Raw genomic sequence first — 15,007 nt, 5'->3', positions numbered from 1 at the left:
CTTGTTTTGACGCGTTTTCTTCGCGCGAGCCGGCAGCCACTTCGCTTGAAGACGCTCTAGCTGACCCTGATGACGAGGGCATAGTTCTGCGGCGCGACGGCGATGGAATGAGCGATGACCGATATCACCGCTTCGCCGGCCGGCAGATTCTCGAAGATGACCTGCTCGACATTGTTCCGGCGGTCGAAGTCCTTCGAGCCGGCCGGCATGTTGCCATGGCGTTCCTGCTTGTTGGCCACCACGACGAGATCGAGGTCGCTTTGCAGGCCTTCGCCAGGCGGATCGGTCCAGACCAGCGTGACCTTCAGGCGGCCGCTTGCCGCCGGTATCGTGACCGTGCGGTCTTCGCGTTCGCCTGCGTCGAGCTTCTTCTTCTCGTCGAAGAACTGCAAGGCTTCCTTCGCAGCAAGGGGGCCGACCACGGCCTGGACGTCGACTCGGCCGAAACCCTGACTGTTGTTTGCGACAGAGCCCGCCTCCGAGGGAATGTATTGGCCAGCAATGCTACGAGCTCCGTTGATGATGAGTGCCTTCAGCAGTGCGGCGCTCGGCGACTTCAGCCCGTGGCTCTTCCTCAGGAACGACCGGACCACCGCGACGCATCCGGCCACCAGCGGCGTGGCCATGCTGGTACCGCCTTCGAACATGTAGAGCGGGTCCTTCGAGAGCTTCCATCCCTTCGATTTCGTGACGCGGGAGCGCGTTGACAGGATGAAAGATCCTGGCGCCACGACGTCGGGCTTGATGCGATCGTCGTTCGTGGGTCCCCGGCTGCTGAACGCCACCATCCCTTCGGGATCGTTGGCGACGGGATCGGGGTTGATGGGAATGGCCGGAAAATCGCGTGGCCAGGCCTCTCCGTAGGTCATGGGCTCGTTGGGGCGATTGTTCTCGCATGCGCCGATGGTGAGGCAGTTCTTGGCCGTACCAGGCGGCGTCACGGAGTTGGGGTCGACCTGGCCATTGCCATCCTTGTCGCTGCCTTCATTTCCCGCGGCAAAGCAGATCAGCATGTCGCGATGCGCGTAGACGAACGTGTCGAGCTCGTTGGCCTGGGAATCATATACGCCGAAGTTTCCGACGCTGCCCCAGGAGTTGGAATGAATTCGCGCCTTGTCGGTCTTGTAGGGCGGACCGAACAGCGCATCGAGGCTGTCGGGAAGGCCGCCGAGGTTGCCGCCGCTGTCGAGCACGGATTGCAGAACCAGCTTTGCGCCGGGAGCCGTGCCGCGGATCGGGCCGTCGCTTTTCGATACGCCGTCGCCGAGGGCGGAACCCGCAACATGGGTGCCGTGACCATCAGGATCGTCTTTGCGCCCAGGCCGGCCGAGCGCGTAGAGCTTCTTGACGCGCCCCTTGAAAGCCGGGTGCGTGTTCGTGGTCGATCCCTTGTCGAAACCGGTATCGGCGATCGCGATGATCTCGCCCGCGCCTTCGCCGCCATTGCTGGGCGTCGCCGCGGGAACGCGAAGAATGCCCCGCGCGATGTTGTTGAGCAGCTTGCGGGGAAAGACCTTCTCGACGCTGCGCACCTCGTCGAGCGCAGCGACGTCGGCAAGACGGCGCATCTTCAGCGTCACACGCACCTTGGCCGTGCCCGGAACGACGTCGTCAAGCTGCACATGCGCCGCTTCCGCGATCTTCTTTGCAGCGGCCTTCACGCCGACATTGCGGTGGAGCATGACGTCGACGGTCACGCTGGTGCGGTCGAGCGCCGCCGGCTTTGCCGCAAGCGCGCGCGCCGCAGCGACGCCTCCGGGTTGGGTGTCAAGGTTGCGCAGTGCCGGCGCGATCTTCACGATGCCCGGGTAGAGGTCTGCCCATGTCACGAACGGCAGTTTCCGCACCTTGTCGAGCCCGGCCGCCGGAAAGTGACAGATGACGGCGCTGCCCGGGACGGCTTCCAGGATCTCGGCGCCGGCCTTGGCGAGCTGCCCTCTGCGCTCGGCGTTGAGCGGCTGGTCGGTCTGCACGATGATGTAGTCGGATTCCTTCGCATTCGCATGATCCAGCGACAGCGCGGCGCGTTCCGCGTGCGGAGCCGAAGGATCGATCGTGATGCCGTTGATCGTGATCTGCGCCATGGCCGTTCCACTTTCCCTGATTGATCGCCCGTCCTTTGTCGTCTGCGCTGGCCGGATCGCTCGCTACGGCTCCGCCGCGATGCTGGCCCAGCAGGTGATGGCGCTACAGACCGTGCTCCAGCGGCCGAACCCCTTGTAGATCTGAGCGGCGATCTGCTCCTGCTGCTGCAGGGTGCCTTCGGCCTTGATCTGCGGATCGGAAACGTTGCGGATCGCGAGCCAGCGCGGTGCCTTGTCGCCCATCTCCTGCGCGACCAGGCCAAGGATGGCATCGCCCATTTCGGAGACGTCGCCGAGCCCCTGGAGATGGAAGTGGTCGTCCGAGGTGTCGAAGCCGAAGAAGTCGGTGGTGACCACGGAGGAGGACAGGCCGCTCGGCTTCACGACGAAGATCTTCGGCGCCCTTGTATTGTCCTTCGGCAATTGCCCGGCATTGGCCTTGAACAGCGTCTTGGCCTGCGCGAACTTCTTCGTCACGGCGGTTCTGCTGGAAAAATGCTCCTGCGCGAACGGCTGCTTCTTGAACTTCGACAGGCAGTCGAAGCGAACGATCGGACTGACGACGACGTCGCCGACCTCGAATTCCCTGCCGATGCCGCCGGCCGTGCCCGTGGTGATGACGAGCGTCGGCTGCACCTCGGTGATGATCTGGCGCCAGACGTCGATGTTCGGCAGCTGCGGGCCGTCCTGCGACATGTGCGAATCGGATTTGAAGATCACGACCTTCTTCTTGCCGATCGTGGTGGTCCAGTAGGTGCCGAGCCGTTTCAGCTCCTTGGCCGGACACCCGTTGCGCATCTTCTTGGAGATGGCCGCGTAATTGTGCGTATAGGGTACGTAATCGTTGCGGGAGTCCTTGCCCGGCGTCAGCACGCGGCTGAGGGCGTGCCCCTCGTCGACGGTCCAGGTCACGACCAGCACGTCGGCGCGCGGCAACGGTCCCTTGCCGTTGCCCTTCGGCTTCGGCCCGGTTTGCGGCGCCAGCCCCTTCGGCCAGGCAATGTCGGTGAAGCGCGACAGCCCGGTTGAGGTCGAGAAGGCCATGAACTCGCGGCCCTCGCTCGATTCCGAATCGAAATCGATGATCTCGCGCCGAAAGTCCTCGGTCGAGACCTTCGCGGATTTCTTCACCGCGCCCTTGGCCACGCGCTTCACCACGAAGGTGTCGGGCGGGGGCGGCGTCGTGATCGGATCAAAACCGAGATTTCTCTCAACCCATTTGCGGTCAGCACGCATCGCAATGTCTCCGCCAAATTGATTTTCAGACGTCTGATTTCGACGAACGTCTTCCGTTGGTCGGCCAGACAAGCCAACGGTTGCAATTTTAAATCGAAATCGTTGTCGACGAATGGTCGTGAATATTGACCGATTCCGTGCCGATCTGAGCAAGTTGGATGTTGCCCCTGTCAAACAAGAGGTTTGCTGAAAAAATATCGCTCAAATGCCTGAACCAATTTGGGCTTGAGATTACACCTATAGTTGAGGTGCGACAATCTGCCTTCCAATCACAAACGGAGGAAGTCATGGCAAGCTCGACCACGCGCGTGACGCTGGCGAACAGCGCACGGAAATTGCCGAAGGGGGCCAAGCTCGTCGGCGCGGCCGATCCCAAGCAGGAAATCGAGATCAGCGTTCGCCTGCGCGCGAAGCGTGCCGACGATGAGCAGGTGATGACGCTCGGCGCGCAACCGCCGCGCGAGCGGCAGTATCTCTCGCGTGCCGAGTTCGGCGCAGAGATGGGCGCGGACCCCGCCGACGTCGCCAAGATCGACGATTTCGCGCATCACCACGATCTCAACGTCAAGAGCGTGCATCTGGCGTCCCGCACCGTGAAGCTGACCGGGACGGTGAAGGCCATGAGCGCAGCCTTCGGCGTCAAGCTCAACAAGGTCAGATACGAGGGCGCGACCCATCGCATGCGTAAAGGTAGCGTGCAGATCCCGGCCGAGCTCGCAGGTATCGTGGTCGGCGTGCACGGCCTGGACAACCGGCCGGTGGCGCAACCCCACTTCCGCCGCAAGCTGCCGCAGAAGGGCGCAGCCGCACGCGCCGCGCAGGGCGGCAGCTTCTCGGTCGATCAGATCGCCCAGCTCTACAATTTCCCCGGCGGCGAGACCGGCGCCGGCCAGTGCATCGCCATCATCGAGCTCAACGACATCGACCAGAAGGGCCATCCCACGGGCGCCGGCTACAAAACGTCAGACCTGCGCACCTTCTTCAAGAAGGCGGGCATCCCGATGCCGAAGATCGCACCCGCGAGCGTCGACGGCGGCGCCAACAAGCCCGGCCATTCGGACGCCGACGGCGAGGTCGTGCTCGACATCGAGGTGGCCGGTGCGATCGCGCCCGGCGCCAGGATCGTGGTCTATTTCGCGCCCAACACCACCAACGGCTTCATCGATGCGGTCAAGGCCGCCGTCCACGACACCGCGCGAAAACCTTCGGTGATCTCGATCAGCTGGGGTGGGCCGGAAGACCAGGAAGGCTCGCAGCAATTCGTCGACGGCCTGAACGAGGCGATCCGCGACGCCGCCGCGATGGGCGTCACCGTCTGCGTTGCCTCCGGCGACAATGGTTCGGCTGACATGGGTGCGGACTGGGACGGCAAGCCACATGCCGATTTCCCGGCCTCGAGCCCGTTTGCACTCGCCTGCGGCGGCACCAATCTGAAGGCGCCGAACGGCCATATCAACGAGGTGGTCTGGAACGGCGGGCCGCAGGGCGGCGCAGGCGGCGGCGGTGTCAGCGTCGTGTTCCCGCGGCCGCAATACCAGGCCCAGGCCCATGTGCCGAAATCACCGACGCATCACAATGGCCGCGGCGTGCCCGATGTTGCCGGCGATGCCGATCCCGCGACCGGTTACCAGATCTTCCTCAACGGCGTCGGTACCACCATCGGCGGCACAAGTGCCGTGGCGCCGCTGATGGCGGGGTTGATCGCCCGCATCAACGAGGCGACGACGAAGAAATTCGGCAAGACCGTCGGCTTCATCAACCCGCTGATCTATGCCTCCCACACGCAAGGCGTGTTCCGCGACATCACGGTCGGCAATAACGACATCACCGGCGATCTGCACGGCATGTACAAGGCCGGCCCCGGCTGGGACGCCTGCTCCGGCCTCGGCGTCCCCAACGGCGAAGCGCTGCAGAATTTGCTCTCGGCGTGAGCTTGTCTCTTCCTTCTCCCCTTATGGGAGAAGGTGGCGCGAAGCGCCGGATGAGGGGTATGCTTCCGCGAGTTCAGAATTCGCGGAGAAATACCCCTCACCCGTCTCACCGCTGCGCGGTGAGCCACCCTCTCCCACAAGGGGAGAGGGTGAAGCGCGTGTGCGACTCGCTCCTACTCGTGCCGGTGCCCGTGCTTGCGCGCCTTCGCCTGCTTCCCTTCACCGGTCGGGATCATCACCACGCGGCCGTAGCGGACGCCGCGCTCGGCGATGATGTGGTCGGCGAAATGCTTGACCTCGCCGGCGTCGCCGCGCAGCGCCGTCATCTCCATGCAATTGTTATCGTCGAGATGGACATGCAGGGTGGCCAGCGCGAGGTCGTGGTGGCCGTGGAATTCCTGCACCAGGCGCTTCGAGAGATCACGCGCGGCGTGGTCGTAGACGTAGACGAGGCCGGCGACGCAGGGGCCGGTCTGCGCGGTGTCCTCGGTGCTCTGTTGCAGGCCGGCGCGCGTGAGGTCGCGGATGATCTCGGAGCGGTTCTGGTAGCCGCGCGCTTCCGCAGCCGCGTCGATCTCCGCCAAAAGATCGTCCTCGATGGTGATCGTAATCCGCTGCATCAGATGCTCCCCGCGTCTCGCCTGTGTCCCGTGAACCGTAGCCCGGATGGAGCGAAGCGCAATCCGGGACGGTGCCAATATGTGGGCAGGATCCCGGATTTCGCTTCGCTCCATCCGGGCTACGCATTCCTTCATAATTTCGTCGCGCGCAGCCGCAGCGCATTCCCGACCACGCTCACCGAGGACAGCGCCATCGCCGCCGCGGCGATGATCGGGGACAGCAGGATGCCGAACGCCGGATAGAGGATGCCGGCCGCGATCGGAATGCCGGCGGCGTTGTAGATGAAAGCGAAGAACAAGTTTTGCCGGATGTTGCTCATGGTCGCCTGCGACAGTCTTCGCGCACGCACGATGCCGGTGAGATCACCGCCCAGCAGGGTGACGCCGGCGCTCTCCATCGCCACGTCCGTGCCGGTGCCCATGGCGATGCCGACCTCGGCGGCCGCCAGCGCCGGCGCGTCGTTGACGCCGTCGCCCGCCATCGCGACGCTGCGCCCGGCCTTTTGCAGCCTCGTCACCACCGCGCTCTTCTGGTCGGGCAGAACCTCGGCCTCGACCTCGACGATACCGAGCCGGCGCGCCACCGCTTCCGCCGTCGTGAGATTGTCGCCGGTCAGCATGATGACCTTGATGCCTTCATCGGCCAGCGCCCTCAACGCGTCCGGAGTCGAGGCCTTGACCGGATCGGCGATCGCGAACAGGCCGGCCAGCTTGCCGTCGACGGCCATGTTGATCACGGTGGCGCCGTCCTGGCGCATCCGTTCGGCCTCGGCATCGAGCGCTCTGGTGTCGATACCGATCGACCCCAGATATCTTGCGTTGCCGAGCACGATGCTCCTGCCGTCGATTTTTCCGGTCGCGCCCTTGCCCGTCGGCGAGTCGAACTGTTCGACCTGAGCGAGGGTGAGTTGCTTCTCTTTCGCGGCGCGCACGATGGCGTCGGCGAGGGGATGCTCGCTGGCGCGCTCGACGCTGGCCGCAATGCGGAGGATGTCGTCCTCCGCAAAGCCGGCAGCCGGGACGATCGCAACCACCTTGGGCTTGCCCTCGGTCAGCGTGCCGGTCTTGTCGACCACCAGCGTGTCGATCTTCTCCATCCGCTCCAGCGCCTCGGCGTTCTTGATCAGCACGCCCGCCTGCGCGCCGCGGCCGACGCCGACCATGATCGACATCGGGGTCGCCAAGCCGAGCGCACAGGGGCAGGCGATGATCAGCACGCTGACGGCAGCAACGAGGCCGAACGCCAGCCGCGGCTCCGGTCCGAACCAGGCCCAGGCGGCAAAGGCGGCGATGGCGACGGCGATCACGGTCGGCACGAACCAGCCCGCGACCTGATCGGCCAGCCGCTGGATCGGCGCGCGCGAGCGCTGCGCGTCCGCGACCATCTGCACGATCTGCGACAGCAGGGTCTCGCGCCCGACCTTGTCGGCGCGCATGATGAAGCCGCCCGACTGGTTGAGCGTGCCGGCGATAACTTTCGCACCTGGCTCCTTGGTGACCGGCATCGATTCGCCGGTGACGAGGGATTCGTCGAGCGCGGAGCGTCCCTCGAGGATAATTCCGTCGACTGGCACCTTCTCGCCGGGACGGACGCGCAAATGGTCGCCGGCGTGGAGCTGCTCGATTTCGACCTCATGCTCGCCGCCATCGGCACCGACGCGGCGCGCGGTTTTTGGCGCAAGCTGCAACAGCGCCTTGATCGCGCCCGACGTCGCGTCGCGGGCGCGCAGCTCCAGCACCTGGCCGAGCAGCACCAGCACGGTGATCACAGCGGCGGGTTCGAAATAGACGGCAACGGCGCCATCATGACTGCGGAAGGTCGCCGGGAAAATCTGCGGCGCGACAGTCGCGACGACGCTGTAGACATAGGCAACGCCCGTGCCCATCGCGATCAGCGTAAACATGTTGAGGTTGCGGGTGACCAGAGACTGCCAGCCGCGGACGAAGAACGGCCAGCCGGCCCACAGCACGGCGGGCGTGGTGAAGGCGAGCTGGAGCCAGTTCGACAGCGCCGGATCGATCCAGTTGTGTGGTCCGGCGAGATGGCCGCCCATCTCCAGCACCACCGCCGGCAGCGCCAGCGCGCCACCGATCCAAAACCGCCGCGTCATGTCGGCAAGCTCGGGATTGGGTCCGGTCTCCAGGCTCGCGACCTCCGGCTCCAGCGCCATGCCGCAGATCGGGCAGCTGCCGGGTCCGACCTGGCGGATCTCCGGATGCATCGGGCAGGTGTAGATCGTGCCCGCGGGCATCTCCGGTTCGGGCGCCTTCTCTCTGGCGAGATACTTTGCGGGATCGGCGGCGAATTTGGTGCGGCAACCGGCCGAGCAGAAATGGAAAGTCTTGCCGTGATGTGTGTGGTGATGCTTCGAGGTCGCGGGATCGACCGTCATGCCGCAGACGGGATCGAGGACTTTTGTCGCGGCGGCTCCGTGGTCATGCGCTTGATCGCCGTGCCCGCCGCAGCAGGAGGACGCCGCGGGCTTATCGGCTGGCGGGGCAGCCTTGGGGGCGGCCTCGGGAGCAGCCTTGGCGGAACAGCCGCATCCGGAAGGTGTTTCCGACGTGTGATGGTGCCCGTGTTCGGCGTCGTTCATTGCCATGCTCCGGCCTTGCAACATATACCCTAGGGGGGTATATAAAGCGCATGCGCAAGGACATCAAGGCATCCGTCGGAAAACGTCTTGGCCGGATCGAGGGTCAGGTTCGCGGCCTCTCGAAGATGGTCGAGGAGGACCGCTATTGCATCGACATCGTGACGCAGATCTCGGCCGTGCGTGCCGCGCTGCGCCGGGTCGAGGAAGAGGTTCTGAAAGATCACGTCGCCCATTGCGTCGAGCACGCGATCGCGAGCGGCGACAAGGCCGATCAGCGCGAGAAGATCGCGGAGCTGATGGCGGTGATCGGGCGGGCGGAGCGGTAGGCTCTCACCATCGTCATTGCGAGGAGCGCAGCGACGAAGCAATCCAGACTGCCTCCGCCGAGGGACTCTGGATTGCTTCGCTACGCTCGCAATGACGGTGGAAAGAGCGGTGCAACGTCTCTCCCGGCCTTTGCCGGAACGACGGCAGGCGCGATGCTTACGCCGCCATCTCCTGCGCGCGTCCCCGCGCGCGGTACATCGCCAGTTCGTTCAGCAGCACAAAATGCTCGGAGCAGATGGCGCCCATCTCCGCGGGCTGCGCGCTCACTTCTTCAGCCGGAACTTCAGTCGGCGCTTCTTCGTCAACCTTCTCAGGAACGAGCGGCGGCGCACTGAGCGTTTCTGGAAACACACTGAATGTGCCCGCTACCTCCTCGAGCGGCTTCTGCTTGTCGGCCCAGTGCAGCGCGGTGTAGTCGAAGCCGTGCACGATGGTGGGTTTGACGACTTCGAAATAGGGCGAGATGTCGAAGTCGCGGGGCATGTAGAGCGAGGAATCGCGGATGTGCAGGATCTCGCGGCGGGCGGCGCGGCTGCCGGCCTTGGTGATCTTCGGCAGGATCGGATAGCGCACGGCATCGAAGGCCTGCGCGATCAGCGCCGAGCAGATGATTTTTGTCGGATCGCCCGAACCGATCGAGATCATGCGCCGCCGCCAGCGTTGCGGGATCGGCAACGGGAACAGGAAGCGCATCAGGTCGACGATGTTCTTGGTGTCATAGCCGAAGCCGATGCGGTTGATCGCATAGCGGCAGACCGTGGTGCGGTCCTCATAGGACAGCCCGACCGGGCGGCAGACACGGGTGTGATACGGGAAATATTTCGACAGCGGCGCCGAGGTGACGCCCTCGCCGATATTGGCCTCGATCAGCACGTGCGGCTCGCCGTTGGGCTCCACGGCGCCCTCGACCGGACCGACATAGAGCGCGGCATGGGACCAGGTCGACTGCGTCAGATATTTGATGATGCCGGAGATGCGGTTGTTGCCCTCGACCAGCAGCACGTCGCCGGGCTCGATGACGCCGCGCAGGTGCTCCGGGTCGCTCGGCGTGAACGGCTCGTAGCCCGGCACCTCCTTCGAGAGGTACGCGGCAATCAGCTTGCCGACTGAGTCCAGAACCGTCCCCATTTCAAACTCCCCCCACGGCCTTTTCCGGCCGTCTTTTTCCCTTCTCTATCATGGTCGAAACGTGTTGCAATTCGGTTCATCACTCTGTGAGATCAAGCACGATTGATTCACCATGATGGTTGCCGTGCAACACCAGATGCAGCAAGGTTCGCGGGCTGTTCCCGTTCGCCGCAAGTTCCCGGAAACCATGACATGACAATCACGCGCCGCAGCTTCCTATCGGCGTCGGCGGCTCTTGCCGCGATGCCGGTCCTGCGCGCGACTGCCGCACCCCTGCCGCGCGAGGCCGACATCGTCGTGATCGGTGCGGGAGCGGCCGGAATTGCCGCGGCGCGGCGCATCATGGCCGCCAACCGCAAGGTCGTGGTGGTGGAAGCGGCATCCCAGATCGGCGGCCGCTGTATCACGGACAGCACGACCTTCGACGTGCCGTTCGATCGCGGCGCGCGCTGGATGCACAATCCCGAGACCAATCCGATGATCCGGCTGGCGCGCAGTGCCGGGCTCGACGTGCTGCCGGCGCCGACCGGCCAGAAGATGCGTATCGGCCGCCGCAATGCGCGCGCGGGCGAGACCGAACAGTTCCTGGCGGCGCTGGTGCGCGCCAACCGTGCCATCGACGAGGCCGGGCRCGGCAAGCTCGATACGGCCTGCGCCTCGGTGCTGCCGAAGGATCTCGGCGACTGGGCCGGTGCGGCCGAATTCGCGCTCGGTGCGAGCTTTGCGGGCAAAGACCTCAAGGAGCTCTCGGCGATCGACAAGGCGCGTGCGCAGGACCGCAACACCGCGATCGCCTGCCGCCAGGGCCTGGGGACCCTGATCACCAGGCTCGGCGAACAGGCGCCGGTGGCGCTGTCGACGCCGGTGAGCAGGATTGTCTGGAGCAATCGCGATGTCAGCGTGGAGACGCCATCCGGCAGGATCGCCGCACGCGCCGCCATCGTCACGGTCTCGACCAACGTGCTGACGTCGGGCGCGATCAAGTTCGGGCCTGATATTCCCAAGCGCATGCTCGATGCGGCGTCAAAGCTCACGCTCGGCAGCTACGATCGCATCGTGCTGCAACTGCCGGGTAATCCGCTGGGGCTCTCGCGTGACGACATCCTCATCGAGCAGAGCAATTCGACGCGCACGGCGCTGATGCTCGCCAATATCGGCGGCTCTTCACTGTGTTCGATCGATGTCGGCGGCTCGTTCGGCCGCGATCTCTCCGAGCAGGGCGAGAAGGCGATGGTCGCCTTCGCCAGGGAATGGATCACGAAGCTGTTCGGCAGCGAGGCGGCGGCCGCCGTGCAGAAGACCACCGCGACGCGCTGGAACGCCTCGCCTTTCGTGATGGGCGCGATGTCGGCGTCCTCGCCCGGCGGGCAGCTCTCGCGAAAAATCCTGACCGAGCCGATCGGCAACATGTTCCTCGCCGGCGAAGCCACGCACGAGACGCTGTGGGGCACCGTCGACGGCGCCTGGGAAAGCGGCGAGCGCGCGGCGGATGCGGCCTTGCGCAAGATCGGCGCGCTCAAGGACGAGTCGGCCGACGTGCCGACGCAGTCGACGAAGAAGCGCCGCGCGCCGCGGCAGCAGGGCAACTAGAGCGTTTTCGAGCGAAGTGGATACCGGTTCGCGTCAAGAAAACGCGTCAAAACAAGAATCTAGAGCCCCGTTCCGATTCCATCGGAACGGGAAAGGCTCTAGCGCAAAATCCCGTCCAGCACCGGCAGCCCCGCGATCACCGCCATCGCGATCAGACCGTAGCAAATCGCGCGAAACACTTTTTCGCTGGCGCGGCCGAACAGCGACGCACCGAACGCGACGCCGATCGCATAGACCGGGCCGACAATCAGCGACAGCACCAGCGATTCGCGTGAGATCAGGCCGGTTGTCGCGTAGCTGACCATCGAGAAGAAATCCGACGCGCCGAAGAACAGCACGATATTGGCGCGCGCGACGATCGGCGCGATGGGGCGGCCGAGCCAGTAGCCGACGATCGGCGGGCCGCCGGTCTGCGCCAGACCGCTGCAGAAGCCCGAGAGGCCACCGATGCCGACCGAGAGCCAGGCGTGGTCCTTGCCGCGATAGCGCCAGCCGGACAGCAGCAGCAGCAACAGCGCAGCAACGAAACAGGAGATGATCCAGCGCGTGGTGACGGGCTCGAGCACGCTGAGGAAATAAGTGCCGATGGCACGCCGACCAGCGCGCCCAGCACGATCACCGCGGTGGCCTTGCGGTCCGCCTTCCGCCACGCGTTGGGCAGCAGCGGCAGGGCCGCGACGAAATCGATCACGAGCAGCAGCGCGGCAACGAGACGCGGCGCCGCGATGCTGCTCGCCAGCGGCATGAAGATCAGCGCCGAGCCGAAGCCGGAGAAGCCGCGCGCGGTACCTGAAACGAAAGCGACGGCGCAGAGCGCCATCGCAATGGTGAGGCTGACGTCCTTCGGAAGAACATCCGCAAGGGTCATCCGCGCAAGACGCCGCCGGTCTTCTTCGTGACTTCCGCCACGATCTTCCCGGCGACGGCCTCGATCTCCTGATCGGTCAGCGTCTTCTCGCGCGGCTGGATCGTCACGGCGATCGCGATCGACTTCTTGCCGTCATCGATGCCCTTGCCCTCGTAGACGTCGAAGACATTCACGCCGGTGATCAGCTTCTTGTCGACGCCTTGGGCGGCGCGAACGATGTCGCCGGCCTTGACCGTGCGGTCGACAATGAAGGCAAAGTCGCGCGACACCGGCTGGAAGGCCGACAGCTCGATCAGGGGCTTGGCGCGGGTCGGCTTCTTCTTCGCCTCGGGGATGCGATCCAGGATCACCTCAAACACCATCAGCGGGCCATCGGCACCGAGCGTTTCCAGCGCGCGCGGATGCATCTCGCCGAAATAGCCGAGCACGTTCTGCGGGCCGATCTGGATCGTGCCCGAGCGACCCGGATGCAGCCAGGTTGGTCCGCCCGCGACGATCTGCAGCGCCTGCATCGGTGCACCGGCAACGGCAAGCACCGCGAGCGCGTCGGCCTTGGCGTCGAACAATTCGGCCTGCGCCGAACCCGACCAATGCCGTCCCAGACCTTCGGACGAAGCAAAGCCGCGGCGCACGCCGCTGGCCGCCATGAACTGATCCTGCGGGCGGTCGCCTTTGAACAGCTGGCCGACCTCGAACAGCGCGACATCGCCAAAGCCGCGATCGGCATTGGCCTGCGCCGCCGCGATCAGGCCCGCCAACAGCGTCGGCCGCATGTCGGACAGATCCGAGGCGATCGGGTTGGCGACTTCGAGCTCGCGCTGGCCACCGCCGAACAGGGTTGCTGCAGACTTGGTGATGAAGGACCAGGTCACCGCTTCGATGATGCCGCGGCTCGCGAGTGCGCGCCTGGCGCGACGGGTGCGGAGCTGCAGCGGCGTCAGCACCGGCTTGCGCGCGTCCTCGCCGCGCTCGAACGGCGTCATCGGCACCTTGTCGACGCCGTAGATGCGCACGATCTCCTCGACGATGTCGGCCTTGCCATGCACATCGGTGCGCCACGAGGGCACCGCGACCTTCACCACCGGACCCGGTCCGGCCATCATGAAGCCGAGATGGGTCAGGATACGCTTCATCTCGGGCTGCGGCACCTCGATGCCGGAGAGCCGCTTGACCTCGGTAACCGGAAAATCGATCACGCGGTCGTCGCCGAAGGCCTTTCCGACCACGACGTTCTCCGACGGCGCGCCGCCGCACATCTCCATCACGAGCTTGGTCGCGAGCTCCAGCCCCGGCACCATGAAGGCCGGATCGACGCCGCGCTCGAAGCGGTAGCGCGCGTCCGAATTGATGCTGAGCTTGCGGCCGGTCTGGGCGATGTTGATCTCGTTCCACAGCGCCGATTCGATCAGCACATCGGTGGTGTTCTCGTCGCAGCCCGAGGCTTCGCCGCCCATGATGCCGGCGAGCGATTCGACGCCGTGCTCGTCCGCGATCACGCAGATGGCGGGATCGAGATTGTAGGTGCGGCCGTCGAGCGCCAGCAGCGTCTCGCCATCGCGGGCGCGGCGCACGACGAGATTGCCCTTCACCTTCTTGGCGTCGAACACGTGCAGCGGACGGGCGCGGTCGTAGGTCATGAAGTTGGTGATGTCGACCAGCGCATTGATCGGACGCAGCCCGATCGCGGTCAGCCGCTTCTGCAGCCATTCCGGCGACGGCCCGTTCTTCACCCCGCGCACGAGGCGCAGCGCGAAGCCCGGACACAGCGTGGCGTCCTCGACCGCGACCTTCACGGGGCACGGGAATTCACCCTTGATCGGCTTGATCGTGGGGTCCTTGAACTTGCCCATGTCGGCGGCAGCGAGATCGCGCGCGATGCCGTGTACGCCGGTGCAGTCCTGCCGGTTCGGCGTCAGATTGATCTCGACCACGGGATCGCCGAGGCCCGCCCATGCGGCGTAAGCAGCACCGATCGGCGCATCCGCCGGGAGCTCCATGATGCCGTCATGGTCGTTGGAGATCTGGAGTTCGGCCGCCGAGCACAGCAYGCCGCGGCTCTCGACGCCGCGGATGGTGCCGACACCGAGCGTGATGTCCTTGCCGGGAATGTAGGTCCCCGGCGGCGAGAACACGCTGACCAGGCCCGTGCGCGCATTCGGCGCGCCGCACACGACCTGCACCGGTGCGCCACCATCGCCGGTGTCGACCATGCAGACGCGCAGGCGATCCGCATTCGGATGCTGCTCGGCCGAGATCACCTTTGCGATGGTGAACGGCTTCAGCGCCTTCGCCTTGTCCTCGATGTTCTCGACCTCGAGCCCGATCATGGTCAGCTTGTCGGCGAGCTTTTCCAGGGGCTCGTCGGTGTCGAGATGATCCTTCAGCCAGGAGAGGGTGAATTTCACGAGCTCAGTCCTCCCGCAAGCGTCGGCACTTCGAGCGGCTTGAAGCCGTAATGGGACAGCCAGCGGAYGTCGCTGTCGAACAGCTGGCGCAAATCGGCGATGCCGTATTTCAGCATGGCGATGCGGTCGATGCCCATGCCCCAGGCAAAGCCCTGGTACTCGTCGGGATCGATGCCGCAGGCGCGCAGCACGTTCGGATGCACCATGCCGCAGCCGAGAAT

At 65.3% G+C, this 15,007-nt stretch carries 10 protein-coding genes and 1 pseudogene; 3 read left to right on the top strand and 8 right to left on the bottom strand.

Annotated elements, in window-relative coordinates; all coding sequences use genetic code 11:
• Positions 1–56: 56 nt before the first annotated feature.
• On the bottom strand, positions 57–2,084 hold the full coding sequence (locus AB4Z51_RS18265) for a S8 family serine peptidase (protein ID WP_135214001.1): 2,028 nt from the start codon (positions 2,082–2,084) through the stop codon (positions 57–59).
• 63 nt (positions 2,085–2,147) lie between these two features.
• Positions 2,148–3,320: a phosphorylase family protein gene (locus tag AB4Z51_RS18260; protein ID WP_135214002.1), complete on the bottom strand. Its 1,173-nt coding sequence runs from the start codon at positions 3,318–3,320 to the stop codon at positions 2,148–2,150.
• Positions 3,321–3,607: 287 nt separating this feature from the next.
• Between AB4Z51_RS18260 and AB4Z51_RS18255 the strand changes: the two genes are divergently transcribed.
• Positions 3,608–5,251, top strand: coding sequence for a S53 family peptidase (locus AB4Z51_RS18255; RefSeq protein WP_135214003.1), 1,644 nt, complete (start codon positions 3,608–3,610; stop codon positions 5,249–5,251).
• Positions 5,252–5,424: 173 nt separating this feature from the next.
• Here the strand turns inward: AB4Z51_RS18255 and nikR are convergent, their stop codons facing one another.
• On the bottom strand, positions 5,425–5,871 hold the full coding sequence (gene nikR / locus AB4Z51_RS18250) for a nickel-responsive transcriptional regulator NikR (protein WP_135214004.1): 447 nt from the start codon (positions 5,869–5,871) through the stop codon (positions 5,425–5,427).
• A gap of 131 nt (positions 5,872–6,002) precedes the next feature.
• Positions 6,003–8,468 carry a heavy metal translocating P-type ATPase gene (locus AB4Z51_RS18245; protein WP_167767941.1) on the bottom strand — a complete coding sequence of 822 codons (2,466 nt, stop codon included), beginning with the start codon at positions 8,466–8,468 and terminating at the stop codon, positions 6,003–6,005.
• A 50-nt stretch (positions 8,469–8,518) separates the two neighbouring features.
• Here AB4Z51_RS18245 and AB4Z51_RS18240 point away from each other — a divergent pair, with 50 nt between their 5' ends.
• Positions 8,519–8,794, top strand: a complete 276-nt coding sequence (locus tag AB4Z51_RS18240) for a metal-sensitive transcriptional regulator (protein WP_007598521.1) — start codon at positions 8,519–8,521, stop codon at positions 8,792–8,794.
• A 157-nt stretch (positions 8,795–8,951) separates the two neighbouring features.
• Here AB4Z51_RS18240 and AB4Z51_RS18235 read toward each other — a convergent pair whose 3' ends face one another.
• A complete protein-coding gene (locus AB4Z51_RS18235; RefSeq protein ID WP_135214006.1) occupies positions 8,952–9,923 on the bottom strand; it encodes a YiiX/YebB-like N1pC/P60 family cysteine hydrolase in 972 nt (323 codons plus the stop codon).
• Between the two features lie 192 nt (positions 9,924–10,115).
• Here AB4Z51_RS18235 and AB4Z51_RS18230 point away from each other — a divergent pair, with 192 nt between their 5' ends.
• Positions 10,116–11,513 (top strand): flavin monoamine oxidase family protein, encoded by a 1,398-nt coding sequence (locus AB4Z51_RS18230; protein ID WP_441497753.1) that lies wholly within the window; start codon positions 10,116–10,118, stop codon positions 11,511–11,513.
• Positions 11,514–11,611: 98 nt separating this feature from the next.
• Here AB4Z51_RS18230 and AB4Z51_RS18225 read toward each other — a convergent pair.
• From AB4Z51_RS18225 to AB4Z51_RS18215, 3 genes and pseudogenes are all read right to left on the bottom strand, one after another.
• Positions 11,612–12,381, bottom strand: a pseudogene (locus AB4Z51_RS18225) (sulfite exporter TauE/SafE family protein).
• A complete protein-coding gene (gene pheT, locus AB4Z51_RS18220; protein ID WP_441497752.1) occupies positions 12,378–14,786 on the bottom strand; it encodes a phenylalanine--tRNA ligase subunit beta in 2,409 nt (802 codons plus the stop codon). The pseudogene AB4Z51_RS18225 and the gene pheT overlap by 4 nt, the downstream one beginning before the upstream one ends.
• Positions 14,783–15,007, bottom strand: a 225-nt coding sequence (locus tag AB4Z51_RS18215; RefSeq protein ID WP_441497751.1) for a tRNA ligase subunit PheS family protein, incomplete at its 5' end; no start/stop codon positions are given. The genes pheT and AB4Z51_RS18215, both read right to left, overlap by 4 nt.

The organism is Bradyrhizobium sp. 2TAF36, assembly GCF_052114925.1.
Taxonomy (GTDB): Bacteria; Pseudomonadota; Alphaproteobacteria; order Rhizobiales; family Xanthobacteraceae; genus Bradyrhizobium; species Bradyrhizobium barranii.
The sequence above is the reverse complement of the archived record's forward strand: the minus strand, read 5'-3'. Positions and strand labels throughout refer to the sequence as shown.

Excerpts from the sequence above, each read along its gene's own strand:
- AB4Z51_RS18265 (WP_135214001.1), bottom strand. The coding sequence starts at position 2,084 with ATGGCGCAGATCACGATCAACGGCATCACGATCGATCCTTCGGCTCCG.
- AB4Z51_RS18260 (WP_135214002.1), bottom strand. The coding sequence starts at position 3,320 with ATGCGTGCTGACCGCAAATGGGTTGAGAGAAATCTCGGTTTTGATCCG.
- AB4Z51_RS18255 (WP_135214003.1), top strand. The coding sequence starts at position 3,608 with ATGGCAAGCTCGACCACGCGCGTGACGCTGGCGAACAGCGCACGGAAA.
- nikR (WP_135214004.1), bottom strand. The coding sequence starts at position 5,871 with ATGCAGCGGATTACGATCACCATCGAGGACGATCTTTTGGCGGAGATC.
- AB4Z51_RS18245 (WP_167767941.1), bottom strand. The coding sequence starts at position 8,468 with ATGAACGACGCCGAACACGGGCACCATCACACGTCGGAAACACCTTCC.
- AB4Z51_RS18240 (WP_007598521.1), top strand. The coding sequence starts at position 8,519 with ATGCGCAAGGACATCAAGGCATCCGTCGGAAAACGTCTTGGCCGGATC.
- AB4Z51_RS18235 (WP_135214006.1), bottom strand. The coding sequence starts at position 9,923 with ATGGGGACGGTTCTGGACTCAGTCGGCAAGCTGATTGCCGCGTACCTC.